24 protein-coding genes are annotated in these 25,822 nt (G+C 71.4%); 18 read left to right on the forward strand and 6 right to left on the reverse strand.

The window, feature by feature from the left end; genetic code table 11:
* The first annotated feature begins 76 nt into the window (after window positions 1-76).
* Window positions 77-1,312 (forward strand): styrene monooxygenase/indole monooxygenase family protein, encoded by a 1,236-nt coding sequence (locus ACFQRI_RS14915; RefSeq protein ID WP_380668852.1) that lies wholly within the window; start codon window positions 77-79, stop codon window positions 1,310-1,312.
* A 61-nt stretch (window positions 1,313-1,373) separates the two neighbouring features.
* Here ACFQRI_RS14915 and ACFQRI_RS14920 read toward each other — a convergent pair whose 3' ends face one another.
* Window positions 1,374-2,279: a PAC2 family protein gene (locus tag ACFQRI_RS14920; RefSeq protein ID WP_380668854.1), complete on the reverse strand. Its 906-nt coding sequence runs from the start codon at window positions 2,277-2,279 to the stop codon at window positions 1,374-1,376.
* Window positions 2,280-2,472: 193 nt separating this feature from the next.
* Between ACFQRI_RS14920 and ACFQRI_RS14925 the strand changes: the two genes are divergently transcribed.
* The 6 genes from ACFQRI_RS14925 to ACFQRI_RS14950 all read left to right on the forward strand — a co-directional run bounded on the left by ACFQRI_RS14925 (window position 2,473) and on the right by ACFQRI_RS14950 (window position 8,865).
* Window positions 2,473-4,779 carry a lysylphosphatidylglycerol synthase domain-containing protein gene (locus ACFQRI_RS14925; RefSeq protein ID WP_380668856.1) on the forward strand — a complete coding sequence of 769 codons (2,307 nt, stop codon included), beginning with the start codon at window positions 2,473-2,475 and terminating at the stop codon, window positions 4,777-4,779.
* A gap of 188 nt (window positions 4,780-4,967) precedes the next feature.
* The gene (locus tag ACFQRI_RS14930) at window positions 4,968-5,657 is read left to right on the forward strand and encodes an HAD family hydrolase (RefSeq protein WP_380668858.1); all 690 of its coding nucleotides are present in this window, start codon (window positions 4,968-4,970) and stop codon (window positions 5,655-5,657) included.
* Window positions 5,654-6,583: a homoserine dehydrogenase gene (locus ACFQRI_RS14935; protein ID WP_380668860.1), complete on the forward strand. Its 930-nt coding sequence runs from the start codon at window positions 5,654-5,656 to the stop codon at window positions 6,581-6,583. Before ACFQRI_RS14930 ends, ACFQRI_RS14935 begins: the two co-directional genes overlap by 4 nt.
* 75 nt (window positions 6,584-6,658) lie before the next feature.
* On the forward strand, window positions 6,659-6,922 hold the full coding sequence (locus tag ACFQRI_RS14940; RefSeq protein ID WP_344135778.1) for a phosphoribosyl-ATP diphosphatase: 264 nt from the start codon (window positions 6,659-6,661) through the stop codon (window positions 6,920-6,922).
* A gap of 42 nt (window positions 6,923-6,964) precedes the next feature.
* Window positions 6,965-7,813, forward strand: a complete 849-nt coding sequence (hisG, locus tag ACFQRI_RS14945) for an ATP phosphoribosyltransferase (RefSeq protein WP_380668863.1) — start codon at window positions 6,965-6,967, stop codon at window positions 7,811-7,813.
* A gap of 206 nt (window positions 7,814-8,019) precedes the next feature.
* Window positions 8,020-8,865 (forward strand): VOC family protein, encoded by an 846-nt coding sequence (locus ACFQRI_RS14950; RefSeq protein WP_380668865.1) that lies wholly within the window; start codon window positions 8,020-8,022, stop codon window positions 8,863-8,865.
* Window positions 8,866-8,928: 63 nt separating this feature from the next.
* Here ACFQRI_RS14950 and ACFQRI_RS14955 read toward each other — a convergent pair whose 3' ends face one another.
* Window positions 8,929-9,822 (reverse strand): RecB family exonuclease, encoded by an 894-nt coding sequence (locus tag ACFQRI_RS14955; protein WP_380668867.1) that lies wholly within the window; start codon window positions 9,820-9,822, stop codon window positions 8,929-8,931.
* 85 nt (window positions 9,823-9,907) lie between these two features.
* Here ACFQRI_RS14955 and ACFQRI_RS14960 point away from each other — a divergent pair, with 85 nt between their 5' ends.
* Together ACFQRI_RS14960 and ACFQRI_RS14965 are read left to right on the forward strand one after the other, a co-directional pair.
* Window positions 9,908-11,047: a site-2 protease family protein gene (locus tag ACFQRI_RS14960; RefSeq protein ID WP_380668869.1), complete on the forward strand. Its 1,140-nt coding sequence runs from the start codon at window positions 9,908-9,910 to the stop codon at window positions 11,045-11,047.
* A 206-nt stretch (window positions 11,048-11,253) separates the two neighbouring features.
* Entirely contained in the window at window positions 11,254-12,087 is an 834-nt protein-coding gene (locus ACFQRI_RS14965; RefSeq protein ID WP_380668871.1) for a tRNA (adenine-N1)-methyltransferase, read from the forward strand.
* A gap of 73 nt (window positions 12,088-12,160) precedes the next feature.
* On the opposite strand, the gene ACFQRI_RS14970 is transcribed toward ACFQRI_RS14965, so the two are convergent.
* Both ACFQRI_RS14970 and ACFQRI_RS14975 read right to left on the reverse strand, forming a co-directional pair.
* A complete protein-coding gene (locus ACFQRI_RS14970; protein ID WP_380668873.1) occupies window positions 12,161-12,883 on the reverse strand; it encodes a YybS family protein in 723 nt (240 codons plus the stop codon).
* Window positions 12,884-12,914: 31 nt separating this feature from the next.
* Window positions 12,915-13,589, reverse strand: a complete 675-nt coding sequence (locus tag ACFQRI_RS14975) for a DUF3824 domain-containing protein (RefSeq protein ID WP_380668875.1) — start codon at window positions 13,587-13,589, stop codon at window positions 12,915-12,917.
* A gap of 522 nt (window positions 13,590-14,111) precedes the next feature.
* On the opposite strand from ACFQRI_RS14975, the gene arc reads away from it, so the two are divergent.
* A complete protein-coding gene (gene arc / locus ACFQRI_RS14980; protein ID WP_380668877.1) occupies window positions 14,112-15,905 on the forward strand; it encodes a proteasome ATPase in 1,794 nt (597 codons plus the stop codon).
* A gap of 86 nt (window positions 15,906-15,991) precedes the next feature.
* Entirely contained in the window at window positions 15,992-16,942 is a 951-nt protein-coding gene (locus ACFQRI_RS14985; RefSeq protein WP_380668879.1) for an aldo/keto reductase, read from the forward strand.
* A 41-nt stretch (window positions 16,943-16,983) separates the two neighbouring features.
* On the opposite strand, the gene ACFQRI_RS14990 is transcribed toward ACFQRI_RS14985, so the two are convergent.
* Window positions 16,984-17,472, reverse strand: a complete 489-nt coding sequence (locus ACFQRI_RS14990) for an NUDIX hydrolase (RefSeq protein WP_380669367.1) — start codon at window positions 17,470-17,472, stop codon at window positions 16,984-16,986.
* 116 nt (window positions 17,473-17,588) lie between these two features.
* Here ACFQRI_RS14990 and dop point away from each other — a divergent pair, with 116 nt between their 5' ends.
* The 5 genes from dop to pafA all read left to right on the forward strand — a co-directional run bounded on the left by dop (window position 17,589) and on the right by pafA (window position 22,904).
* Window positions 17,589-19,088: a depupylase/deamidase Dop gene (gene dop, locus ACFQRI_RS14995; protein WP_380668881.1), complete on the forward strand. Its 1,500-nt coding sequence runs from the start codon at window positions 17,589-17,591 to the stop codon at window positions 19,086-19,088.
* A gap of 158 nt (window positions 19,089-19,246) precedes the next feature.
* The gene (locus tag ACFQRI_RS15000; RefSeq protein ID WP_380668883.1) at window positions 19,247-19,441 is read left to right on the forward strand and encodes a ubiquitin-like protein Pup; all 195 of its coding nucleotides are present in this window, start codon (window positions 19,247-19,249) and stop codon (window positions 19,439-19,441) included.
* A 294-nt stretch (window positions 19,442-19,735) separates the two neighbouring features.
* The gene (gene prcB / locus ACFQRI_RS15005; RefSeq protein WP_380668885.1) at window positions 19,736-20,581 is read left to right on the forward strand and encodes a proteasome subunit beta; all 846 of its coding nucleotides are present in this window, start codon (window positions 19,736-19,738) and stop codon (window positions 20,579-20,581) included.
* A gap of 56 nt (window positions 20,582-20,637) precedes the next feature.
* Complete coding sequence (prcA, locus tag ACFQRI_RS15010) at window positions 20,638-21,387, forward strand: proteasome subunit alpha (protein ID WP_380668887.1); 750 nt, start codon at window positions 20,638-20,640, stop codon at window positions 21,385-21,387.
* Between the two features lie 158 nt (window positions 21,388-21,545).
* Complete coding sequence (gene pafA, locus ACFQRI_RS15015) at window positions 21,546-22,904, forward strand: Pup--protein ligase (protein WP_380668889.1); 1,359 nt, start codon at window positions 21,546-21,548, stop codon at window positions 22,902-22,904.
* Window positions 22,905-23,012: 108 nt separating this feature from the next.
* On the opposite strand, the gene ACFQRI_RS15020 is transcribed toward pafA, so the two are convergent.
* Window positions 23,013-23,714, reverse strand: coding sequence for an SDR family oxidoreductase (locus tag ACFQRI_RS15020; RefSeq protein ID WP_380668891.1), 702 nt, complete (start codon window positions 23,712-23,714; stop codon window positions 23,013-23,015).
* Between the two features lie 157 nt (window positions 23,715-23,871).
* On the opposite strand from ACFQRI_RS15020, the gene ACFQRI_RS15025 reads away from it, so the two are divergent.
* Both ACFQRI_RS15025 and ACFQRI_RS15030 read left to right on the forward strand, forming a co-directional pair.
* Window positions 23,872-24,843 carry a helix-turn-helix transcriptional regulator gene (locus tag ACFQRI_RS15025; protein WP_380668893.1) on the forward strand — a complete coding sequence of 324 codons (972 nt, stop codon included), beginning with the start codon at window positions 23,872-23,874 and terminating at the stop codon, window positions 24,841-24,843.
* Window positions 24,840-25,808 (forward strand): helix-turn-helix transcriptional regulator, encoded by a 969-nt coding sequence (locus tag ACFQRI_RS15030; RefSeq protein ID WP_380668895.1) that lies wholly within the window; start codon window positions 24,840-24,842, stop codon window positions 25,806-25,808. The genes ACFQRI_RS15025 and ACFQRI_RS15030 overlap by 4 nt, the downstream gene beginning before the upstream one ends.
* Window positions 25,809-25,822: the final 14 nt, after the last annotated feature.

Here is a 25,822-nt window from a genome sequence, read left to right on the forward strand (position 1 = left end):
GATCAGCTCGGCAACTACGCTGAGCGACGAAGCAACTCCATGCTGCACACCCAGCCGAGAGGTGGTCGGGGGACACATGCGGAAGGTTCTGATCGTCGGAGCGGGGCAGTCCGGCCTGCAGCTGGCGCTGACGCTGCAGGCCGCGGACTACGACGTGACGCTCGTTGCGCCGCGCACCCCGGAGGAATTGCGCGGTGGCCGCGTCATGTCCACCCAATCCATGTACTACCGCGCGCTCGCCGTCGAGCGGCGGCACGGACTGGCCCTGTGGGACGACCGGGCGCCGCACATCACCGGGCTGCGGGTGTCGGTGGCCGGACCCGACGGCGACCGCGCCATCGACTGGCAGGCACCGCTGGCCGGTCCCGCGCTGGCCGTCGACCAGCGCGTGAAGATGGCCGCCTGGCTGGAGCTGTTCGTCGAGCGCGGCGGGGCGGTAGACCACCGCGCCGTGAACCCCTCCGAACTGGACGATCTCGCCTACGGCCACGACCTGGTCGTGGTGGCGGCGGGCAAGGGCGAGCTCGGCGGGCTCTTCGACCACCACCAGCGCCGCTCGCCCTACGCGCAGCCGCAGCGCGCGCTGTCGGTGGCCTACGTGCGCGGTGCGCGCACCGACGGGCCGGACGCCGCGGCAGCGCGCTTCAACGCGCTGGCCGGGCGCGGCGAGATCATCAGCTACCCCGGGTACACCTGCAGCGGCGAGTGCGAAATCCTGCTGCTGGAGGGCGTTCCCGGCGGTCCGCTGGACGTCTTCGGCGATCGGCCGGACCCGCGGACCCAGTGGCAGCGCACGCTCGACGTGCTGCGCGAGCACGCGCCGTGGGAGCACGAGCGCTTCGCCGATGCCCAGCTCACCGACGACGGCGGCACCCTGGCCGGCGAGCTCACCCCGGCGGTGCGCGAACCGGTCGGCCAGCTGCCCTCCGGGCGGCTGGTGCTGGGCATGGGCGATGCCGTGGTGATCAACGACCCGGTCACCGGGCAGGGCGCCAACGTCGCCTGCCACGCCGCGCAGACCTACCTGGAGAGCATCCTGGCGCGCGGCGACGAGCCCTTCGACTTCGGCTGGATGCAGCGGACCTTCGACCAGCACTGGGAGTTCGCCCAGCACGTGACCAACTGGACCAACGCGGCGCTGCAGCCGCCGCCTCCGCACGTGCTGGAGATCTTCGGCGCGGGCATGAGCTACCCGGCGGTCGGCGAGCGCTTCGCCGACGGTTTCGCCAACCCCGAGGACCTCACCTCTTGGTTCCTGGACGAAGAGGCGGCGAAGTCCTACCTCAAGGAGTGCGCGCAGGCCGCGCAGTAGCGCCCCGCCGCAGCGCAGGAGCCCCCGGCGAATCGCGCCGGGGGCTCCTGCTCCGCTCGGTTCAGCCGGGGCCGGGGCCCAGCGGTCCCTTGCCGCCGGGGCCGCGCCTGCGCAGGTAGCGCTCGAACTCCGCGGCGATCGCGTCGCCGCTGGCCTCGGTCAGCCGGACCTCGGCGTCCCCGCGCTCCTCGAGCGCGCGCACGTAGTTGCGGACGTCCTCGTCCTCCTCGGCCATCTCGCTGACCGTCTGCTCCCACTCCTCGGCCTGGTCGGGCAGGTTGCCCAGCGGTACCTCCACGTCCAGTGCCTCCTCGACCCGGTGCAGCAGCGCCAGCGTCGCCTTCGGCGAGGGCGGCTGGGAGACGTAGTGCGGCACGGCGGCCCAGAACGAGATCGCCGGGATGCCCGCTTGCACGCAGGCGTCCTGGAACACGCCGACGATGCCGGTCGGGCCCTCGTAGCGGGTGCGCTCCAGGCCGTACCGCTCGGCCGCCTCGGCGTCGTACGCGGTGCCGCTGACCGGCACCGGGCGGGTGTGCGGGGCATCGGCCAGCAGGGCGCCCAGCGTGACCACCGTGGTCGCCCCGATCCGGTTGAGCTGGTCGACCAGCTCGGAGCTGAACGAGCGCCAGCGCATGTTCGGCTCTATCCCGTGCACCAGCACGACGTCGTGATCGACTCCCGGCGGGCGGCACACCGACAGGCGCGTGGTGGGCCAGGTGACCTGACGCGTGATGCCGTCGACGAGCTTGACCGTCGGACGAGTGACCTGGAAGTCGTAGTACGGGTCCGGATCGATCTCGCTGAGCGGTTCCGCGTCCCAGATGAGCTGCAGGTGCTCGATCGCGGAGCTGGCGGCGTCCCCGGCGTCGTTCCATCCCTCGAACGCGCTGACCACGATCGGGTCGGTCAACCGAGGCAGGTCGGCGCGCGGTTGTTCGGTGGTGTGTTCGTCGCGATCGGTCACCGTGTCAGCCTACGACCTCGTGCCGACGTCAACACCAGACGTCCCGCCGGTGAAGATCATCGGACCTCGTGCGCGGGCCGACGCGGGCGCGCCCGGGCGTGTCGCGCGCTCGGTTTGACGGGTCGCGGCGTTGGTCAGAGGCTTGTGCGCAACGAGCCGCGCGGAGTGGATGCCAGTGGATCACACCCGGTCTGTGCCCAATGCGGGATCCGGTATCTCCCCGCGGTCCCGGCTGCGGCTGTCGATCGGACGGCACCCCCGCGACCTGGGCAAGCTCGGTCTGGTCGGCGGGCTGCTGGCGCTGAGCGCGCTGCTGGTGCTGGTGCCGGCCAACCCCGTCGAGCTGGCCATCTCCCAGCAGCTCGCGGCGATCCCGCCGGCGGCCGATCCGGCGTGGGTGGCGCTGACCTGGCTGGGTTCCTGGGCGGGAATCGTCGGCGTCGTGGTGGTGGCCGGCTACTTCGGCTGGATCCGGGTGGCGCTGCTGTGCGGCGGCTCGGGAGCGCTGACCTGGCTGATCGCGCAGCTGATGCACCAGGTGCTGGGCGGGGGCTTCCCGTCCGAGGAGGTCGCGCTGGTGACCGTGCTGTCCGTGGTCGCCACCGCCTACCTGGGGTCGGTCGCGCGCTACCTGGGATGGGCGCTGACCCTGCTGGTCGCGGTGGCCGTGGTGCACCTGGGCATGCACCTGCCGCTGGGCGCGGTCGGCGGGGTGCTGCTGGGCTGGGGCGTGGGGCTGCTCTCGCACCTGGTGTGGGGAGCGCCCGGGCGCCGGGTGTCCGACCTGGTCATCTTCGACGAGCTGGAGCAGGCCGGGCTGGCCCCGGTGTCGATCACCGCGCTGCGGCACCGGCTGCTGCAGCCGCGCGAGTTCGCCGTGGACACCGTGGACGGGCCCACGCTTCGCGCGAAGGTGGTGCGCCGACTCAGCCGCCGCGCGGGCGCCTGGTACAAGATCAAGCGGGTGCTCATGGTTCTCGACGTGCGCGACGAGCCGCGGCTGTCCAGCCCTCACCACGAGGTCGAGCACGAGGCCTACGCCGCGCTGCTGGCCGCGCGCGCCGGCGTGCGCACGCCGCCGGTGGTGCTGGCCTGCGACGTGCAGTACGCGCCGGCGCTGCTGGTGGTCCAGGAGGTCAGCGGGCGGCGGCTCACCGAGCTGGCGCCCGGGGAGGTCGACGACGAGCTGCTGGAGGGCATCTGGCGACAGGTGGGCAAGCTGGCCGAGGCCCGCATCGCCCACCACGACCTGCGGGCGAAGAACATCCTGGTCGACGAGGGCGGCGGCCCGTGGCTGCTGTCGTTCACCTTCAGCCACCCCGGCGCCGACGAGGCGCGCTGCGCCCAGGACCTCGCCGAGGCGCTGGTGTCGGTGGCCTCGGTCGTGGGCGTGCAGCGGGCGGTGGCCAGCGCGATCCGGGTGCTGCCGGTGGAGGCGCTGGCCGCGGCGCTGAACAACGTGGTGCCGCTGGCGCTGCCCCGGCGCATCCGCAAGCAGGCCGAGCTCGACCGCTACTTCCTCGCCGAGCTGCGCGAGACGCTCGCCGACCGGCTCGGTCTGCCCATCCCCGGCTTCCGCTCGCCGGTGCGCCCGACCACCGTGATCGGGCTGGTGCTCATCGGTGCGGCGGTCTACCTGCTGCTGCCCGAGCTCTCCGACACCCGGGCGGTCGTCGGCGCGCTGCGGCACGCGCACTGGGGCTGGCTGGCGGTCGCGGTGGTCACCGGGTTCCTCGCGGTGCTGCTGTCGTCGATCTCGGTGCAGGGCTCCAGCCGCACCCCGATCCCGTTCTGGCGCACCCTGCAGGTGCAGGTCGCGGCCGCCTTCACCGGCCGCACCACGCCCGGCGGGGCGGGCTTCTTCGGGCTGAACGTCGTCTACCTCGAACGCCTCGGGCTGCGCCGCCCGCTGGCGGTGGGGGTGACGCTGCTCAACCAAGCAGGTACCGGGGCGGTCGCCTTCCTGGTCGCGCTGGTCGGGGTGTTCGCGGTGGGGCTGACCGGGACCTTCAGCAGGCTCTCGCTGCCCGGGTGGCCGCTGCTCATCGCTTCGGTCGCGGTGGTGGTCGTGGCCGCGGGGCTGCTGATCTCGCCGCTGGGCAGGCGGCGGCTGCTGCCGCCGGTGCTGGAGGTCAGCGCGGAGCTGCTGGAGACGTTGCGCCACCCGGTGCGCGCTCTGCAGCTCTTCGGCGGCGCGCTGGGCTACCTGGTGGTCTCCGGGCTGGGCCTGGCGGCCTCGCTGGCGGCGATCCACCCGCACTTCTCCTGGGCGGGGGTGACCATCGTGTTCATCATCGGCAACACCCTCGGCCACCTGGTCCCCTCCCCGGGCGGCCTCGGCGCGGTGGAGGCGGTGCTGCTCGCGGGCCTGGGCGCGATGGGCATCCCGGCCACGGCGGCGATCACCGCCGTGCTGCTCTCCCGCTTCCTCACCTACTGGCTGCCGGTCCTCCCCGGCATCGCGATGTTCCGCTACCTCCAACACCGCAAAGTCATCTGATCGAGTGAACCTCCAAAAACCCTCGAATTCCGCCCCTCGAATTGCCTGGAATTTCGTCCCTCCAATCCCAGGTGCTTTCGACGTCGGGAGGGGGTGCGCGAGGTGTTGGACACTTTGGGTGGGGTTCGGGTGATCGGTCGTGTGTACTGGTGCCGACACCCCGCCCCGGTTGGAACGGAGAGTTCTGCGTGCCCCGCGACGCTGGTCCCAAGACGCCCGCTGCGGTGCTGTTCGACATGGACGGCACGCTCGTGGATTCCGAGAAGCTCTGGACCATCGCCCTCGACGACTACGCCGCCCACCGCGGCGGCGCGCTCTCCGAACCCACCCGCGAGCAGATGGTCGGCTCGAACATGAACCGCAGCATGGGGCTGCTGCTGACCGACCTCGGCCTTCCCGACGGCGACGCCGAGGTGGCCGCCGCCGCGCAGTGGGTGGCCGGGCGGATGGCCGAGCTGTTCGCCGAGGGCCTGCCCTGGCGGCCGGGCGCCGCCGAGGCGCTGCGCGAGGCCAAGCGCCTCGGCCTGCGCACCGCGCTGGTGACCTCCACGATCCGCTCGCTGACCGAGCGCGCGCTGGAGACCATCGGCCGGGAGAACTTCGACGTCACCGTGTGCGGCGACGAGGTCGACGGGCGCAACAAGCCCGACCCCGAGCCCTACCTCAAGGCCGCCCGCCTGCTGGGCGTGGACCCCGCCGACTGCGTGGCGGTCGAGGACTCGCCGACCGGCGTGGCCTCCGCCGAGGCCGCGGGCTGCGCGGTGATCGCCATCCCCTGCGAGGTGGCGCTGGAGGCGGGCCCGCACCGGACCCTCTACGGAGCGCTGACCGAGGTCGACCTCGCCGCCCTCGGCGAGCTGTTCGCCGACGCCGCGTGAGGACCGTCCCGATCGTGCTGGCCGGTCGCGGGCCGGTCGGCAGGAGCTACCTCGAACTGGTCGCCGAGCGCGGCCCGCGCTGGCGCGCCGAGTACGGCCTGGACCTGCGGGTGGTGGCGGTGCGCGGCCGCGACCGGCAGCGCACCGGTGAGGTAGAGGAACCGCTCACCGACCTGGCCGCGCTCGTCGAGCGCACCGGGGCCGAGGTGTTCGCCCAGGCGGTCCCCTCCGACGGCGACCCGCGCGCCGCCGAGGAGGCCCTGACGGCGCTGCGGTGCGGCGCGCACCTGGTCACCGCCACCAAGTCGCACCTGCTGACGCACTGGGAGGACCTGGCCGCCGCGGCCACCCGCTCGGCGGTGCGCATCTCCGGGGCCACCGGTGCCGCCATGCCGGCCGGGGACCTGGCCCGCTCGGTGCTGCGCGGCTTCGACGTCGAGGAGGTCACCGGCTGCGTCAACGGCACCTCGACCTTCGTGCTCGACCGCGTCGCCGAGGGCGTCGCGGTCGCCGAGGCGATCGACGAGGCGCAGCGCCGGGGCATCGCCGAGGCCGATCCGAGCGCCGACCTCTCCGGCGCGGACGCGGCCACCAAGTTCCGGCTGCTGGCCGCGCTGCTGTGGGGCTGGGACCCCGCGAGCACCCGGGTGGTCGCCGAGCCCATCGCCGAACCGCTGTCCGCCGATCGGCAGCGCCACGTCGCGCATGCCCGGCGCGACGAGCCCGGCGTGGTGCGGGTGCGGCTGCAACCGGCCACCGGGCCGCTCGGCGAGCTGCGCGGACCGGACAAGGCGGTGCGCTACGACTGCGGCGAGGCCGGGGAGATCACCCTCTCCGGTGGCCGCTCCAGCCCGCGCGGCGCGGCGCTGTCGATGCTCAAGGACACGATCGGAGCGCTCCTGGAGTCCACCACCGGATTCCGATAACCAGGGGTGATCCCGCCCGCACTAGCGGCGGGTCCGCTGCGAGACCGCCGGGGCGGGATGGAAGGATCGAGGACCGTGAAGACCTTCGACGAGTTGTTCGCCGAGCTGCAGGAACGCGCCAAGACCCGCCCCGAGGGCTCCTCGACGGTGGCCGCGCTCGACGCGGGGGTGCACGCCCAGGGCAAGAAGGTCCTGGAAGAAGCCGGTGAGGTGTGGCTGGCCGCCGAGCACGAGGGCGACGAGGAGCTCGCCGAGGAGATCTCGCAGCTGCTGTACCGGCTGCAGGTCATCATGCTGGGTCGAGGGCTGTCCCCCGAGGACGTCTACCGCTACCTGTAGCCCGCTCACCACGAGTGAAACCGAGAAGGAGAACTGGTTCCCATGCTGCGTGTCGCGGTGCCCAACAAGGGCACGCTGGCCGGTCCCGCATCCGAGATGCTCGCGGAAGCCGGGTACCGGCAGCGCCATGAGCAGCGGGACCTGACCGTCCTGGACACCACCAACGACGTCGAGTTCTTCTTCCTGCGGCCCAAGGACATCTCGATCTACGTCGGCTCCGGCGAGCTCGACCTGGGGCTGACCGGCCGCGACCTGGCGCTGGACTCCGGCGCCCCGGTCGACGAGGTGCTGTCGATGGGCTTCGGCGGCTCGACCTTCCGCTACGCGGCCCCGACCGGGGAGCGCGACTGGAAGATCGCCGACCTGCAGGGCAGGCGGATCGCCACCTCCTACCCGCGGCTGGTCGGCGACGACCTCGCCCGGCACGGGGTGACCGCCGAGGTCATCCGGCTCGACGGCGCGGTGGAGATCTCCATCCAGCTCGGCGTGGCCGACGCGATCGCCGACGTGGTCGGTTCCGGCCGCACGCTGCGCCAGCACGGGCTGGTGGCCTTCGGCGACCCGATCTGCAAGTCCGAGGCCGTGGTGATCGAGCGCCGCGGCTCCGACCAGCAGCAGGCCAAGGCCCAGCTGATCGCGCGCCTGCAGGGCGTGGTGTTCGCCCAGCAGTACGTGATGCTGGACTACAACTGCCCGCGCGAGCTGCTCGACGAGGCCACCAAGATGACCCCGGGGCTGGAGTCGCCGACCATGTCGCCGCTGGCCGACGAGCGCTGGGTCGCGGTGCGCGCCATGGTCTCCCGCAAGGAGGCCCCGGCGATCATGGACCGGCTGGCCTCGGTCGGCGCCAAGGCGATCCTGTCCTCCGACATCCGGGCCTGCCGCCTGTAGCAGCCCGCTGCCGCCGGACTCGGGCTGAACGACCCGGGCTGATCGCTGCTCTATTCGGGCGAACACGCCTCGATGCCATGTCCACCCCGGTCCGCGCGCGCCACGCTGGCTGGGGTGGATGTGCGTTTCCGGCGCATCACGGGGTCGTCACACCCGGCGAGTATGTTGGGGCTCGACGATCTTGAACTACCTTTGGGGGTGGGCCGATGGCCGTAGTGGTTCCCGGGCAGACACCACCGCAGTGGCAGCTCTACGCCGGTATGCCCTGCTGGATCGAATTGATCACGACGAACCTGGAGCAGGCCCAGGAGTTCTACGCCAACCTGTTCGACTGGCGCTACGAGACGCACAGCGATCCCGTCTCCGGTGAGCACGTGATCGCGCTGCGGGAGGGGTTCCCGGTGGCCAGCTTGCGCGCGGCCTCCGGCGAGGAGTCGTGCTGGCGGCTGTACCTGGCCACCGCCGACTGCAACCAGGCCGTGGCCGAGGCCGAGAGCCACGGCGCGACGATGACCGTCCCGGTCAACCACGTGCCCAAGGTCGGCCGCAAGGCCGTCCTGGTCGGCCCCTCCGACGCCGAGTTCGGCCTGCTCGAACCCGAGGAGAGCTGGGAGTTCGACGTCGGCCTCCCCGGCACGCTGATGTGGGCCGAGCTGGTGACCATCAGGGCGCAGACCGCCGACGTGTTCTTCCAGGAGCTCTTCGGCTACGCCCACGAGCAGTTCGGCACCGAGCACCGCTCGGACTACTCGGTCTGGTACTTGGGCGAGGACTCGGTGCTGGCGCGGGTGAGCATGATCCGCGATTTCATCACCGAGACGACCAAGCCGCACTGGCTGCTCTACCTCGGGGTCGAGGCCGAGATCGGAACCGACGAGATGGTGCGCCGCGCCATCGCCAACGGCGGGCGGGTGCGGGTCGACCCCTACGACTCCAGCATGGGCCGCATGGCCGTGCTGCGGGATCCGACCGGGGCCCGCTTCGCGGTCATCGACCAGACCCAGGCGGGCGAGTACGGAACGGCGTCCAACTTCGACCCGTACGAGGACTGAGCCCTTCTTCATCAGAAGTCCCCTGAACGCGGCGCGCTCAGGGGACTTCTGATGAAGAAGGGCTCAGTCCGTGCGGTCGAGGAGGGACTCCTCGTTGGTGGCCGGGTCCTCGGGCCAGCCCGGGTAGGGCGGGGGAGTGCCGCCGAAGGACGGGCACAGCGCCTTGTGGTCGCACCAGCCGCACAGCTTCGACGGGTTCGGGCGGAAGTCGCCGGTCTTGCCCGCGCGCAGGATCGCCTGCCAGATCGCGTCCAGGGTGCGCTCGAAGCGGCGCAGCTCCTGCTCGTCGGGGGTGTAGGCGAGCTTCTGCTGGTTGGCCAGGTACATCAGCAACAGCTGGCGGGGGATCTCGCCGCGCAACCGCCACAGCACCAGCGCGTAGAACTTCATCTGGAACATCGCCTTGGCCTCGCCGATCTCGCGCGGCGCCGACCCGGTCTTGTAGTCGACCAGCCGGATCTCGCCGGTCGGGGCGACGTCGACCCGGTCGATGAACCCGCGCAGCAGCACCCCCGAGGGCAGTTCGGCCTCCACCCGCAGCTCGCAGGACTCCGGGTCCAGCCGCTGCGGGTCCTCCATCTCGAAGTAGGCGTCGACCAGCCCGCTGGCGGTGCGCAGCCACTCGTCCAGCTCCGCGTCGTCCGGCCCGTCGAAGAGCTCGCCCAGCTCGGGCTGCCCGGCCAGCAGGTCCTCCCAGGCGGGGCGCAGCATCTGCTGGGCCCGCTCCCGGTCGCGCTCGGCCGCGGGCAGCGCGTAGAGGCGCTCCAGCACCGAGTGCACGACCGTGCCGCGCACCTGGGCCCTGGTCGGGGTCTCCGGCAGCCGGTCGACCGCGCGGAACCGGTAGAGCAGCGGGCACTGCTTGAAGTCCCCGGCGCGCGACGGCGACAGCGCCGGTCGCCGCCTGGGGGCGGCCTCGGCGGTGCTGGCAGCGGGCTCCTGCGCGGTCTCGGCCATGGTCACCGAGCCTAGACGAGCGGGCCGACAGGAGATCGGCCCCGTGGTTACAGCCGTCTTACTCGCCACGCACTACTCTTCGCGCATGCCGTCCGCCGCCCCCAACCCGCCCCGGCCCAAGATCAACGACGGTGGTCTGCTGCTCTGCCGCGTCGCCGGGGTGCCGGTGCTGCTGTCCACCTCCTGGTGGCTCGGCGCCGCGCTGATCGTGCTGCTCTACACCCCGCTGGTCGGGCGCATCCTGCCCGAAGCCGGGGTGTGGGAGTCGGCGCTGCTGGCCGCGGTGTTCACGGTGCTGCTCGCCGCCTCGGTGCTGCTGCACGAGCTCGGGCACTGCCTGGTCGCGCTGCGGCTCGGGCTGCCGGTGCGGCGGGTGCGGCTGTTCCTGCTCGGCGGGCTCTCGGAGATCTCGCGCACGCCGCCCAAGCCCGGCCAGGAGGGGTTGATCGCCGCCGCCGGTCCCGCGGTCTCGCTGCTGCTGGCGCTGATCACCGGCGTGGCCTGGTTCGCCATGGTGCCCGAGGGGGCGCTGTGGCTGCTGATCGCCCAGACCTGCGTGGCCAACCTGGCCGTCGGCCTGTTCAACCTGCTGCCCGGGCTGCCCCTGGACGGCGGGCGGATGCTGCGCGCCCTGCTGTGGCGCATCACCGGCCGGCGCGTCGCGGGCACCACCGCGGGCGTGGCCGGCGCCGGGGTGGTCGCGGTCGCGCTGCTCGGCTACGCGCTGGCCGGGCTGTTCAGCGGTGCGCAGGACCAGTGGCTGCGGCTCGGGGTGTGCGCGCTGATGGCCTGGTTCGTCATCGCCGGCGCCGTCTCCGAGCACCAGGCCGAGCAGCGCCGCCGGTGGCCGACCGGGCTGAAGCTCTCCGACCTGGTCAAACCGGTGCTGCAGCTGCCTGCCGAGAGCCCGGTGGGCGACGCGCTGGTGGCCGCCGCGGGCCGGGGAGTGGTGCTGGTGCGCGCCGACGGCATCGCGGTGGGCCTGCTGGACCAGACCGCGGCCGAGCGCCTGGCCACCCGCGCGCCCAACGAGCCCGCCGAGCGCGCCGCGGAGCCGGTCGGCCCGGACACCGTCCTGCTCGACGAGGAGTCGCCGGAGGCGATCATCGAGCGGGTGCAGTCGGTGCTGGCCTGGCAGTTCCTGGTGCTCGACGAGGAGGGCAGGCCTTCGGGAGTGCTCCGCCGCGAGGACCTGCGCGCCGCGCTGCGCTCCCGCCGCGCGTGAGCGCCACATGGCGCGCGATCTCAGGCCGAACCGCGGAGCGGCGCGCCACACCTGAACAACGGGTGCCGGTTCAACGGCGGAGGGCACGGCTCCGCCGTTGCGGTGCAGCAGCCAGCGCCCGACGGCGGGGGACCGCCGTCCATCTGCGACGATGGTTCGCCGTGCGTCGAGCACGCCCAGGTGAGCGTGGAGAAAGTAGGCAGCAGTTGAGCAGCACCGCCAGCGGTGAGTTCCAGCCCGGCGATCGGGTGCAGTTGACCGACCCCAAGGGTCGCAAGTACACGATCGTGCTGCAGGCGGGAGGGGAGTACCACACCCACCGCGGTGGGCTCGCGCACGACGACCTCATCGGCCATCCCGAGGGATCCATCGTGACCAGCGCGGGCGGGACCTCGTTCCTCGCGCTGCGCCCCCTGCTGTCCGACTACGTGCTGTCCATGCCGCGCGGCGCGCAGGTGATCTACCCCAAGGACGCCGCGCAGATCCTGATGTGGGGCGACATCGGTCCAGGCATGCGGGTGCTGGAGGCCGGAGCCGGTTCCGGTGCGCTGAGCTGCTCGCTGCTGCGCGCGGTGGGCCCGGAGGGCAGCGTGACCTCCTACGAGGTGCGCGAGGACCACCTGGAGCACGCCGAGCGCAACGTTCAGCGCTTCTTCGGCGAGGTGCCGGAGAACTACTCGCTCAACCTCGGCGACGTCGTGGACTACGACAGCGAGCCGGTGGACCGCATCGTGCTGGACATGCTGGCCCCGTGGGACGTGCTGGAGAAGGTCCAGGAGAAGCTGCGCCCCGGTGGCGTGCTGGTGGTCTACGTGGCCACCACGACCCAGCTGTCCCGGATCACCGAGGCCATCCGCGAGCAGCAGAACTGGACCGAGCCGCAGGCCTGGGAGACGCTGCTGCGCCCCTGGCACGTCGTCGGCATGGCCGTCCGCCCGGAGCACCGCATGGTGGCCCACACCGCGTTCCTGATGGTCACCCGGCGCCTGGCCGACGGCGTGACACCGCCCAAGCCCCAGCGCCGCTCCGGCAAGGGCTGAGCGCCCTCCGCGGCATCGCCCCGGTGCGCGGGAGGTCCGAGGCCTCCCGCGCACCGGGGCTGCCGGGCGGCCCTCAGCAGAGCTTCCAGGAACCGTCCTCGACGACGAGGTTGAAGCGCTCGTCGATCTCCTGGCTCGGGGCCGAGCTGAGGTCCAGGCCCGCGATGGTGCCGCTGCCCTCGAAGCTGATCTCGCCGGTGATCTGCGCGGTGGCCTTGTCCGCACCGGTCGTGCGCACCTCGCCGAGCCGGACGTCGAACCGCATCGCGTCGATGAACTTCTCGATGTCGGAGTCGGAGAGGCCGAGGGACTTGAGCTGCTCGACCTGGCCGCCCTTGCCCTGCATGACGTCGATGGCCTCCTGGAGCTGCTGCGACTGCTGCTCGCAGCTGATGCTCTGCAGCCCGGCGAAGTCCTTCTCGTTCATCATCGTCACGGCCCGCTGCGCCACCGGCTTCGGGTCGCCCGGGCCGCCGGTGAACACCACCACCAGCGTGATGACCACGCCGATCACCAGCAGCGCGCCCAGGCCGCCGAAGATCCAGGGCAGCGGCGACTTCTTCTTCGGCGGCTGGCCGTAGCCCGGGTACTGCTGCGCGAACCCCTGCTGGGGCGGGTAGCCGTACCCGGCGTAGGCCTGCGGTTGCTGACCGGGGAAGCCACCGCCCTGCTGCGGTCCCGGGTACTGGACCCCCTGCTGCGGGAACGGCTGCGACCCCGGCTGCTGGCCGGTCTGCTGCCCCCATCCTCCTCGCTGGTCCCAGCCGCCCTGCCCGGGCTGCGGTGGGTACGTCACGTCTCGATCCCCCTGGTTTTCCGTTGCGCGCTCACTGGTCGAGCGCGCAGACCTTCCACTCACCGTTCTCGACGGTCAGACCCATCGTCTGGTCGACCGGCTGCTCGGATCCCTCCGCCAGGTAGCTGCCGGACAGGTGTGCGGAAGCGCGGTCGCCCTGCTCGGTGACCTCCCCCAGCCGCACGTCGAACTTGTACTGCTCGAGCTGCTCCAGAGCCCGGTCCAGCTGCCCGCGGTTGGCCTCGCAGAACAGCTGTCCGACGCCGTTGAAGTCGCCGGCGTTGACCTTGGCCACGACCTCCTGGGCGACCGGCCGCGCCGCGCCCGGGTCGTTGCTGCTCAGCCACCACCACAGCCCGCCGCCGCCGACGGCCAGCACCAGCAGGGCGCCGACGAGCCCCAGCAGCAGCGGCGTCTTGGACTTCGGCTTCTCCGGTTCCACGTCCGCGAACCCGTTGGCCTCCGGGATCCAGTTGCCCCACTGCGGGGGCTGGGCGGGCTGTCCGGCCGGCCCGGCCTGCGGGGGCTGACCCGGGAAGGGCTGGCCCTGGACGGGCTGCTCGGGGCCCTGCTGGGGCATGCCCGCGTGCTGGTTGCCGTACCAGTTGGGCTGCTGGTTGCCCTGGCCGGGCGGTGGCGGGAAGCCGTTGCCCGCGGGTTGCTGCTCCCACCCGCCCGGTCCGGGTTGCTGCGGCGGATAGGTCATGGACTCCTCCCGGAGTGGATGTCGCCGAGTCGGTTTTGCCGCGTAAGTAGATCAGAGGACCCCCCGCCGCGGGGGCGGAGTATCCGGATTGCGACCAGCGGCGCTGCGGGAGCGGCCTGTCCGGAATGCCGGACGCAGCGGAGTTGTTCCAAATGATGGGAGAAGTTCGGAGGGGATTCGATTTCCGGTCAGGTGAACGCCACCCGGTTGCCGGAGCGGTTAACTCGGATGCCCGCACAGCGCGACCGACCCCCGTGGCTGAACGGAGAAACCCGTGGTCGTCGAGGCGTTCGGCGGCCTCGCGGCCCGTCGCGAGACGTATCGAACGGACCATGATCGCCAACCCAACGTATCCGCGAGCGCCCGCGTCGAGCGCGACCCGCCGGGACGAACCTCGTTCCGCTCATGGGTAAACGCCGATTTTTGTGGCACGCTGGGCGATCCGGCGGACCACTCGCGACGCCGCCGTCGTCGGTGATCGCCGGTACCGTGGTGGTACGAGCACGGGAGGAGGGTGCCGACATGCAGCACGACCGTCCCGGCAACCGGCCCGAGGAGGGCGACGGGGAGCAGAACGGTTCGGGTTCCGCCGAACTGCGCAGCCAGATCCGTCTCCTGGAAGACGAGGTCGCGTTGCTGCGCCGCAGGCTCAACGAGTCTCCTCAGCAGGTTCGGTTGCTGGAGAAGCGGCTGGCCGAGGCATCCGAGAGAGTGAGTCAGCTCACCGAACGGAACGCCAAACTCACCGAGACCCTGAAGGAAGCGCGGGGCCAGCTCACGGCGCTGCGCGAAGAAGTCGACCGGCTCGCCCAGCCCCCGAGCGGCTACGGCGTGTTCCTCAAGGCCTACGAGGACAGCACGGTCGACGTGTTCACGTCCGGTCGCAAGATGCGGGTAGCCGTGTCGCCGAACGTGAGCATCGAGGAACTCCGACTGGGCCAGTCGGTGCGCCTCAACGAGGCCCTGACGGTGGTGGAGGCGGGCTCGTTCGAGCAGACCGGTGAGGTGTGCACCTTCCGGGAACTGCTGACCAGCGTCGACGGGGAGCCCCCGCGGGCGCTGGTGGTCGGACACACCGACGAGGAGCGCGTGGTGTGGATGACCGACAAGCTGGCCGACGCGCCGCTGAAGGCCGGCGACTCGCTGCTGGTCGACAGCAAGGTCGGGTACGCCTACGACGTGGTGCCCAAGGCCGAGGTCGAGGACCTCGTGCTGGAGGAGGTGCCCGACGTCGGCTACACCGACATCGGCGGTCTCGCCGGTCAGATCGAGCAGATCCGCGACGCCGTCGAGCTGCCGTTCCTGCACTCCGACCTCTACGTGCAGTACCAGCTGGCACCGCCCAAGGGCGTGCTGCTCTACGGTCCACCCGGCTGCGGGAAGACGCTCATCGCCAAGGCGGTGGCCAACTCGCTGGCCAAGAAGGTGGCCGCGGCCCGAGGTGACGAGGACGGCCAGGCCAAGTCCTACTTCCTCAACATCAAGGGCCCCGAGCTGCTGAACAAGTTCGTCGGCGAGACCGAGCGGCACATCCGGATGATCTTCCAGCGAGCTCGGGAGAAGGCCTCCGAGGGCACGCCGGTGATCGTGTTCTTCGACGAGATGGACTCGATCTTCCGCACCCGCGGCAGCGGGGTGTCCTCCGATGTGGAGACCACGATCGTCCCGCAGCTGCTCAGCGAGATCGACGGTGTCGAGGGCCTGGAGAACGTCATCGTCATCGGTGCCTCCAACCGCGAGGACATGATCGACCCGGCGATCCTGCGGCCCGGCCGGCTGGACGTGAAGATCAAGATCGAGCGTCCGGACGCCGAGTCGGCCAAGGACATCTTCTCCAAGTACCTGACCACCGAGCTGCCGGTGCACGAGGAGGACCTCAAGGAGTTCGGCGGCGACCCGGCCTCGTGCCTGGACGCGATGATCCAGACCACCGTCGAACGGATGTACGCCGAGACCGACGAGAACCGGTTCCTGGAGGTCACCTACGCCAACGGGGACAAGGAGGTCCTGTACTTCAAGGACTTCAACTCCGGCGCGATGATCCAGAACATCGTGGACCGGGCGAAGAAGGCCGCGATCAAGTCGGTGCTGGAAACCGGCCAGCCCGGCCTGCGGGTGCAGCACCTGCAGGACGCCATCATCGACGAGTTCGCCGAGAACGAGGACCTGCCCAACACCACCAACCCGGACGACTGGGCACGGATCTCCGGCAAGAAGGGCGAGCGGATCGTCTACATCCGCACCCTGGTCAGCGGCAAGAACCAGGAGTCCGGTCGCGCCATCGACACGGCGACCAACACCGGTCAGTACCTGTAACCACGCCGGAATCGGGGCCGTCGACCCGCTCGGGTCGGCGGCCCCGAGCCGTGCGGAGGGGCCGTCGAGCGACTAACTTCGCCCGCATGATCCCCGTGCAACAGGCGATCGGGCGGCTCGGAGTCGGGCTGGCCGCGCTCGGCAGGCCCGCGTACATCAACATCGGGCGCGCCGAGGCGCTGCCGCAGCAGCGCACCGCGCAGGCGATGCGCGAGCAGACCCGCAAGGTCCTCGACGCCGCCCACCAGCGCGGCATCCGCTGGGTCGACACCGCCCGCTCCTACGGCAGCGCCGAGCAGTTCCTGGCCGACTGGCTCGCCGAGCGCGGCCACGACGACGTCACCGTCTCCAGCAAGTGGGGCTACGCCTACGTCGCCGAGTGGCGCATCGAGACCGAGGTGCACGAGGTCAAGGAGCACTCCCTGGAGCGGCTGCGCTCCCAGTGGGCCGAGACCCGCACGCTGCTGGGCAGGCGGATCAACCTCTACCAGGTGCACTCGCTGACCACGACCAGTCCGCTGTTCGACGACATGGCGCTGCAGCACGAGCTCGCGCGCATCCGCGACGCGGGCGTGCAGCTGGGCTTCTCCACCAGCGGAGCGGCGCAGGCCGACACCATCGAGAAGGCCTGGGAGCTCGAGGTGGGCGGGCGGCAGCTTTTCAGCGCGGTGCAGTCGACCTGGAACACCTCCGAGCCCTCGGTCGGCAGGGCGCTCAACGAGGCGCACACCGGCGGCTGGCGGGTCCTGCTCAAGGAAACCCTGGCCAACGGGCGCCTGGCGGTCGATCCGCCCGCCGAGCTGGCCGCCATCGCCGCCGAGCACGGCGTGGGTCCCGATGCCATCGCGCTGGCGCACGCGCTGCGCCAGCCCTGGGCGGACGTGGTGCTGCTCGGCGTGGCCGGCGTCGAGCAGCTCGACTCCAACCTGCGGGCCTGCCAGGTCGAGCTCGGCGACAAGGACCTCGCGACCCTGGAATCCCTGGCCCGCGACGCGGCGACCTACTGGGGCGAACGCGCCGAACTGCCCTGGCACTGAGCGCTCGGGCGGGGTGGCGTCCCGGGCGCGGGACGCCCCGCTCAGCCCTCGGCGAGCCAGCGCTCGGCGAAGCGGCGGCCGTCGGGCACGAAGGGCCGGCGCGGGTCTGCCAGGAGCTCGCGCAGCTCCGCGACCGGCGTCCACCAGCCCGCCGCCACCTCTTCGGGCTGGTGGCGCACCGGGCCGTCCCAGCGAGTGGTGTACACGAAAGCGTGATAGCGAACCGAGTCCTGGGCGAACACCTCGCGGAACAGGAACACCGGCTCGGAGGTCACCCCCAGCTCCTCGGCGAGCTCCCGCTTGGCGGTCTCCCCGGGGTCCTCGCCAGCGGCGACCACACCGCCCGCGGTGCAGTCGTGCAGGCCCGGGTAGACGTCCTTGGTGTCGGCGCGGCGGTGCACGTAGATGCGCGCACCATCACCCGAAAGCACCAGGACGGCCGAGGCCGCGTGCCACAGGCCCTCGGCGCGCATCACCGAGCGGGGCGCCTCGCCCGCGACATGCCCGGCCGCGTCGTAGACGGCCACCACTTCCTCCACGCGGCGATCCTGTCACCTCGCCGCATCGGGCGCCGCGAGCCGTGCGTCGAAGATCCTGTGGCGCGCGGCACTCTGCTTGCGCCCGAATAACCCGTACGCTGCGAAGTATGCGGCGGATCATGGGAACCGAGGTGGAGTACGGCATCGTCGTGCCCGGCGACTCCAGCGCCAACCCGGTGCTGACCTCCACGCACATCGTGCTGGCCTACGCGGCGGCTGCCGAGATCCCGCGCGCCCGGCGCGCGCGCTGGGACTACGAGGTCGAGTCGCCCCTGCGGGACGCGCGCGGCTTCGACCTGAGCACGGCGGCGCAGCAGTCCAACGGCTCGGACGGTGACGACCTCGGGGCGGCCAACGTCATCCTCACCAACGGCGCCCGGCTCTACGTCGACCACGCGCACCCGGAGTACTCCGCGCCGGAGGTCACCAACCCGCGCGACGCGGTCATCTGGGACAAGGCCGGGGAGCGCGTGATGGAGGAGGCCGCGATGCGCGCGGCCAGCGTGCCCGGCACCGCGCCGATCCAGCTGTACAAGAACAACATCGACGGCAAGGGCGCCAGCTACGGCACCCACGAGAACTACCTGATGTCCCGCGACACGCCGTTCACCTCGGTGATCGGCGGACTGACCCCGTTCTTCGCCTCGCGCCAGGTGATCTGCGGATCCGGCCGGGTCGGCATCGGGCAGGCGGGGGAGAAGCCGGGCTTCCAGCTGTCCCAGCGCTCCGACTACATCGAGGTCGAGGTCGGGCTGGAGACCACCCTCAAGCGCGGCATCATCAACACCCGCGACGAGCCGCACGCCGATGCCGACAAGTACCGGCGGCTGCACGTCATCATCGGCGACGCCAACCTCGCCGAGACCTCCACCTACCTCAAGCTAGGCGCCACGGCCCTGGTGCTCGACATGATCGAGCGCGGGCTGCGCTTCGACGACCTCAAGCTGGCCGACCCGGTGCAGGCGGTGCACCTGCTCAGCCACGACCCGACGCTCAAGCAGACCGTCGAGCTCGCCGACGGGCGCAAGTTCACCGGTGTGGACCTGCAGCGCGCCTACCACGAGCGGGCGGAGCGCTTCTGCGAGGACCACGGCGCCGAGCGCGCCGCGCGCGACGTGCTCAACACCTGGGGCGAAGTGCTGGACCTGCTGGCCGGTGACCCGATGGACTGCGCGGACCGGCTGGACTGGCCGGCCAAGCTCAAGCTGATGGAGAGCTACCGCAGCCGCGACGGCCTGGGCTGGGCCTCGCCGCGGCTGCACATGATCGACCTGCAGTACTCCGACGTGCGCCTGGACAAGGGCCTGTACAACCGGCTGGTCACCCGCGGCTCGATGAAGCGCCTGGTCAGCGAGGACGAGGTTCAGGAGGCGGTGGCCGCGCCGCCGGAGGACACCCGCGCCTACTTCCGGGGCCGCTGCTTGGAGCGGTACCCGGCCGAGGTCGCCGCGGCCTCCTGGGACTCGGTCATCTTCGACCTGGGCCGGGAATCCCTGGTGCGCATCCCGACGTTGGAACCGCTACGCGGCACCAAGGCTCACGTCGGAGCGTTGCTGGAGGCCTCGAACAGCGCCGAGGAGCTCGTCGATTCGCTGACGAAGGGGTGAGTTTCCCGCTGCGAAGTTACCTTTCGTGCACGTCAGGACGATGGGGAGATCGAAAAGACGCCCGGCTGGACGTGGGCGAACGGGTGGTCGGATAGGTAGTGTTCAAGGCAGGACGCTTCGCTCGTTGGAGCGTCCTCGGACAACCACCGGGAGGCGAGATGTCTCAGGACAAGGTTCAGCGGCACGGCGGCGGTGACGACGGCGAGGAAGAGCAGGGGCCGGAGGCCGCCGGTCAGGAACGCCGCGAAAAGCTCGGCGAGGACGTCGACGCCATCCTGGACGAGATCGACGACGTCCTGGAGGAGAACGCCGAGGACTTCGTTCGCGCCTACGTGCAGAAGGGCGGGCAGTAGGCGCCGGAGTTGGTTCGGGGGTTGCTTCGCTCGACGGTGCCGGTAGCGGGACCTGAGCGGCTTCGCGGACGGCGGGTTCCCTCCTGATGCACGGCGTCGGGAGCGTCCTCGCCGCGAAACCGCGCGGAACCCGCGGCGGTGCCGCTCGAGCCCCGCACCTGGTGCAGCGGCTCCGCAGCGTTCTCGAACAGCTCCGAGGCGTCGGGCCGGAGCGATTCGGCCCGGCGCCCACCGGCGCGCGCTGATCATGATTAGAGTGCACCCAGTCGCAGACCTAGGGAGACGATGTCGCTGATGGATTCGAGTTCGACCCTCTTCCCGGGGCAGGCACTGCCCGCCGCCTACCTCAGCCCCGGGTCCTCGTCATTCACCGACTTCCTCCGCGCCACCTCGCCCGAACTGCTGCCCGACGGGCGCAAGGCCCCCGAGGGCGCCGTCGAGGCACCGCACGGAACCACCATCGTCGCGGTCACCTTCCGCGGCGGGGTGCTGATCGCCGGCGACCGCCGGGCGACCATGGGCAACGTCATCGCCCAGCGGGACATGGAGAAGCTGTTCGTCACCGACGCCTACTCGGCCGTCGGCATCGCGGGCACCGCAGGCGTGGCGCAGGAGCTGGTCAAGCTCTACGCGGTCGAGCTCGAGCACTACGAGAAGCTCGAGGGCGTCTCGCTGTCGCTGGACGGCAAGGCGAACAAGCTGGCCACGATGCTGCGCGGCAACCTGGCGGCGGCCCTGCAGGGCCTGGCCGTGGTGCCGCTGCTGGCCGGCTTCGACGAGAACGCCGACGACCCCGAGCGGGCCGGGCGCATCGTGTCCTACGACGTGGTGGGCGGCAAGTACGACGAGGCCGGCGGCTACCACGCGGTCGGCTCCGGTTCGCAGTTCGCCAAGTCGGCGCTCAAGAAGCGCTTCGACCCGGACGCGGGCCTGGAGACCGCTGCGCGCGCGGCCTTCGAGGCGCTCTACGACGCCGCCGACGACGACTCCGCCACCGGCGGGCCGGACGTGTACCGGCGCATCTACCCGTCGCTGATCACCATCACCGGGCCGGAGGGCGCCGTGCGGATGCCGGAGGAGCGCACCTCCGAGATCGCCGGCGAGGTGGTCAACGGCCGGATGGAGAACCCGGGCGGCTGAGCCACGCCTGAGCAGAGCCCGTCGAGCGAGCAGATTCGAACCAGGAGTGCACAGACGTGACGATGCCGTTCTACACCTCCCCCGAGCAGCTGATGCGGGAGCGCTCCGAGCTGGCCCGCAAGGGCATCGCTCGGGGGCGCAGCGTGGTGGCGCTCAAATATGCCGGCGGGGTGCTGTTCGTCGCCGAGAACCCGTCCCCGACCCTGCACAAGGTCTCCGAGATCTACGACCGCATCGGGTTCGCCGCGGTCGGCCGCTACAGCGAGTTCGAGGCGCTGCGCGTGGCCGGGGTGCGCATCGCCGACGTGCGCGGTTACTCCTACGACCGCCGGGACGTGACCGGCCGGTCGCTGGCCAACACCTACGCCCAGCACCTGGGTGCCATCTTCACCGAGCAGATCAAGCCCTTCGAGGTGGAGATCTGCGTGGCCGAGGTGGGCTACACCGCTGAGGCCGACCAGCTGTACCGGCTGACCTACGACGGGTCCATCGTGGACGAACCGAAGTACGTGGTGATGGGCGGTCAGGCCGAGGCGATCAGCGGCAAGCTCAAGGACTCCTTCAGCGACGGGATGGAGCTGGGCGACGCGGTGCAGGTCTCGGTCAAGGCGCTGCAGTCCGGTGGGGACGGCAACCGCGAGCTCACCAGCGAAGCGCTGGAGGTCGCGGTCCTCGACCGGGCCCGCGAGCACCGCACGTTCCGGCGGATCAAGGGCGCGGCGCTGAAGTCGCTGCTGCCCGCATCCGGAGGGGCTTCCTCCGATTCGGACGGCGAGAAGGGCGACGGCTCCGCTACGAGCGAGTAGCTCCCACCGGTCGAGGCCCGGCTCCGCGGCGGAGCCGGGCCTCGACGTGTCCGCGGCGATCATCGTGACGGGCTGCGACCAAAATCCTTCGAACATCAATCGACCGCTGCCCGAACGGCGGACCGCCGAAAACCCCGAACAGCGCCTAGTGTGGAGGCATGCAGCGGCGGATCTTCGGCATCGAAACCGAGTTCGGGGTCACCTGCACGTTCCACGGGCAGCGCAGGTTGTCCCCGGACGAGGTGGCCAGGTACCTGTTCCGGCGGGTCGTGTCGTGGGGAAGGTCGTCGAACGTCTTCCTGCGCAACGGGGCGCGCCTCTACCTCGACGTGGGCTCGCACCCCGAGTACGCCACGGCCGAGTGCGACGACCTCACGCAGCTGGTCACCCACGACAAGGCGGGTGAGCGGATCCTGGAGGACCTGCTCATCGATGCCGAGCGCAGGCTCGCCGACGAGGGCATCGGCGGGGACATCTTCCTGTTCAAGAACAACACCGACTCGGCGGGCAACTCCTACGGCTGCCACGAGAACTACCTCGTCGGCCGGTCCGGCGAGTTCTCCCGCATCGCGGACGTGCTGCTCCCGTTCCTGGTCACCCGCCAGCTCATCTGCGGCGCGGGCAAGGTGCTGCAGACCCCGCGGGGGGCGGTGTACTGCCTGTCGCAGCGCGCCGAGCACATCTGGGAGGGCGTCTCCAGCGCCACGACGAGGTCGAGGCCGATCATCAACACCCGCGACGAGCCGCACGCCGACGCCGAGCGGTACCGGCGGCTGCACGTGATCGTGGGCGACTCGAACATGTCCGAGGTGACCACGCTGCTCAAGGTCGGCGTTGCCAACCTGGTCCTGGAGATGGTCGAGCAGGGCGTGCAGTTCCGCGACTTCAGCCTGGACAACCCGATCCGCGCCATCCGGGAGATCAGCCACGACATGACCGGCAGGCGCCCGGTGCGGCTGGCGGGCGGCCGGGAGGCCTCGGCCCTGGACATCCAGCGCGAGTACTACGGGCGGGCGGTCGACCACGTGGCCCGCCGGGGCTCGGATCCGATGACCGACCGGATCCTGGACCTGTGGGGCAGGGCGCTGGAGGCGATCGAGCAGCAGGACTACTCCAAGATCGACCGCGAGGTGGACTGGGCGATCAAGTACCGCCTGCTGGAGCGCTACCGCAGCAAGCACGGTTTGGAGCTGTCCAGCCCGCGCATCGCGCAGCTGGACCTCGCCTACCACGACATCCGGCGGGGCCGGGGCCTGTTCGACATGCTGCAGCGCAAGGACATGGTCGACCGCGCCACCGAGGACGGCGAGATCGAGGCGGCGAAGGACACCCCGCCGCAGAGCACCAGGGCCAAGCTGCGCGGCGACTTCATCGCGGCCGCGCAGGCCGCGGGCCGGGACTTCACGGTCGACTGGGTGCACCTCAAGCTCAACGACCAGGCGCAGCGCACCGTGCTGTGCAAGGACCCCTTCCGGGCCATCGACGAGCGGGTGGAACGCCTGATCAGCTCCCTGTGACCGCCGTGGCGGGGGTGCCTCGCCGCGCTGGAGCCCCGGCCGCTGCGCCGGTGCTCGGCGGAGCGGGCCTCCCCGCCCGGTTCCGCTGCGGCCCGCGGGCCGCAGCGGTCAGCTCTGCGGTGCCTGGCCGGTGGGGCGGATGGTGAGCTCGTTGACGTCGACCGAGGGCGGCTGGCCGAGCGCGTAGAGGACGCCGTTGGCGATGTCGTCGGCGTGCAGCTTGGGCACGTCGGTCCGGTTGGCGGTCATGTCGGTCTCGACCATGCCCGGCTGCACGAGCGTGACCCGCACGCCGGTGCCCACGCATTCGGCGCGGATGTTCTGCGCCATCCCGGTCACCGCCCACTTGGTGGCCGAGTAGAGGTTGCCGGGCCGGATGCCCCGCCCGGCGTTGGAGCCGGTGAGCACGAGGTGCCCCGTGCTGCGCACCAGCGCGGGCAGGGCGGCGCGGGCGGTGATGGCCGCGCCGTAGACGTTGGTCAGCACCATCTCGCGCCACTGGTCCGGCTCGGCGCCCCCGGTGCCGAGGAACGACGACGGGACGTTCATGCCGGCGTTGGCCAGCACGGCGTCCAGGCGCCCGTAGTGCTCCTCGACCTTCGCCACCGCGTCGGTGAGGCTGTCGTAGTCGGTCACGTCGCAGGGGAGCGCCATCGCGATGTGCTCGCCCAGCTCGTGCACCAGGTCGGTCAGCGAGTCGGTGGAGCGCGCCAGCAGCGCCACCTGGTAACCGTGGTCCGCGGCTCGCCGGGCGGTCGCGGCGCCGATGCCGCGGGAGGCTCCGGTGATCATCAATACCTGATCGGGCATGCACCCCACCTTAGGGAGCCGAACAACTGCCCGATCGGTTTCGCGTGCCCGATGCCGTCAGCGCCAATCGAAATCAACCGTCATTCGAATGGGTGTTCCTCGGGGAATGGCGGCCACCCGAACTCATGATCGAATGCTTCGGAGCTAGAGTGTCCTGGTGGCCACTGCGCGTGCTGAACGCTTGGTGAACTTGGTGCTCTGCCTGCTGTCGACGCGGCAGTATCTGACCGCAGAGCGGATCCGGCGGATCGTGGCCGGTTACGGCGAGGCCGCTTCGGACGAGGCGTTCTTCCGCACCTTCGAGCGGGACAAGGCCGAACTGCGCGACCTGGGGATCCCGTTGGAGACGGGTCGGAACTCGGCGTTCGACTCCGCCGACGGCTACCGCATCGCCCGCCGCGACTACGAGCTCGGCGACATCGACCTGGAGCCCGACGAGGCCGCTGCGGTGGCCCTGGCCGTGCGGCTGTGGGATTCCCCTGAGTTCACCTCGGCGGCCCGCGGTGCCCTGCTCAAGCTGCGCGCCGCAGGCGTGGAGGTCGACGAGCGCGCCGCCGGGGCCGTCGAGCCCAAGGTGCGCACCAGCGAGCCCGCGTTCGCCCCGCTGCACGCGGCGGTCCAGGAGGGGCGGGTCGTCGAGTTCGACTACCGCAGGCCGGGGACTTCCGAGGTCAAGCACCGCACCGTGGAGCCGTGGGGCGTGGTGTCCTGGCGCGGTCGCTGGTACGTCGTGGGCCACGACCGCGACCGCGAGGCCCCGCGCTGCTTCCGGCTCTCCCGCGTGCGGGGGCAGGTCGCGGTCGTGGGCGAGCCCGGTCGCGTGCAGCGCCCGCCGGACGTGGACCTGCTGCGGCTGGTCGCGGGCGACCAGCGCGAGCCACCGCCGCCGACCTCGGCCCAGGTGTGGGTCGCCGAGGGGCGCGCGCAGGGGTTGCGCAGGCGCGGCAAGGTCGTCGACGGCCTGGAGCTGGGCGGCGAGCCCGGCGACGTCCTCGAGCTCGACATCCACCCCGAGCACTCCGCCAGTTGGATCGCCGGCTACGGACCGGACGCCGCCGTGCTGCAGCCCGACACGCTGCGCAAGGCCGTCCACGAGATCCACCTCGACGCCCTGGGGGAGGGTCGATGACCAGCGCCACGCAACGACTGCCCAGGCTGCTGGCGCTGGTGCCCTACCTGCTCAGCAGGCCGGGAATCCCGATCGTCGACGCCGCCGCCGATTTCGGCGTGACCCCGCAGCAGCTGCGCAAGGACCTCGAACTGCTGTGGATGTGCGGGCTGCCCGGCTACGGGCCGGGTGACCTCATCGACCTGTCCTTCGGCAGCGACTCGATCACGGTGACCTACGACGCGGGCATGCGCAGGCCCCTGCGGCTGACCGCCTCCGAAGCGACGTCGCTGCTGGTCGCGCTGCGCGCGCTGGCCGAGACGCCGGGCGTGCCCGACTCGGACGCGGTGCAGCGCGCCCTGGCCAAGGTCGAGCACGCCGTCGGCCGCGCCCGCCCGGCCGGGGTCGTCGTCGGGCTCGGCGGCCAGGACGCGGCCGATCCCGAGGTGCGGCACGCGGTGCAGCGCGCCGCGACCGGGCGGCAAGCGTTGCGGATCCGTTACTACACCGCCTCGCGGGACGCGATCAGCGAGCGGACGGTCGATCCGATGCGTCTGCTGCTCATCGATGGGCGCAGCTACCTGGAGGCGTGGTGCCGAAGCGCGCGTGGCGTTCGGATGTTCCGGTTGGACCGAATCGACCACGCGGTGCTGCTCGACGAACCGGCCAGCCCGCCGTCCGAGGCCGAGCCGACCGACGTTTCCGCAGGTCTGTTCCAGCCCGCACCCGGCCAGCTGGTGGCCGAGCTGGAGCTGGACCCCGAGGCGCGCTGGGTCGCCGAGTACTACCAGGTCGACGAAGTCGTTGAGCTGGACGGTGGACGCGCGCGGGTGCGGATGCGCTACGCCGACGAGGCCTGGATGGCGCGGCTGCTGCTGGGGCTCGGCGGGCAGGTCAGGGTGCTCAGCCCGGAGGGGTTGGCGCGTGACGTGCGTCAACGCGCCGCTGCCGCCCTGACGCGGACCCGTCACCTGCCGTCCACCTGAGCGGGTTACGGTTG

Source organism: Saccharopolyspora griseoalba (assembly GCF_042665275.1).
Taxonomy (GTDB): domain Bacteria; phylum Actinomycetota; class Actinomycetes; order Mycobacteriales; family Pseudonocardiaceae; genus Saccharopolyspora; species Saccharopolyspora griseoalba.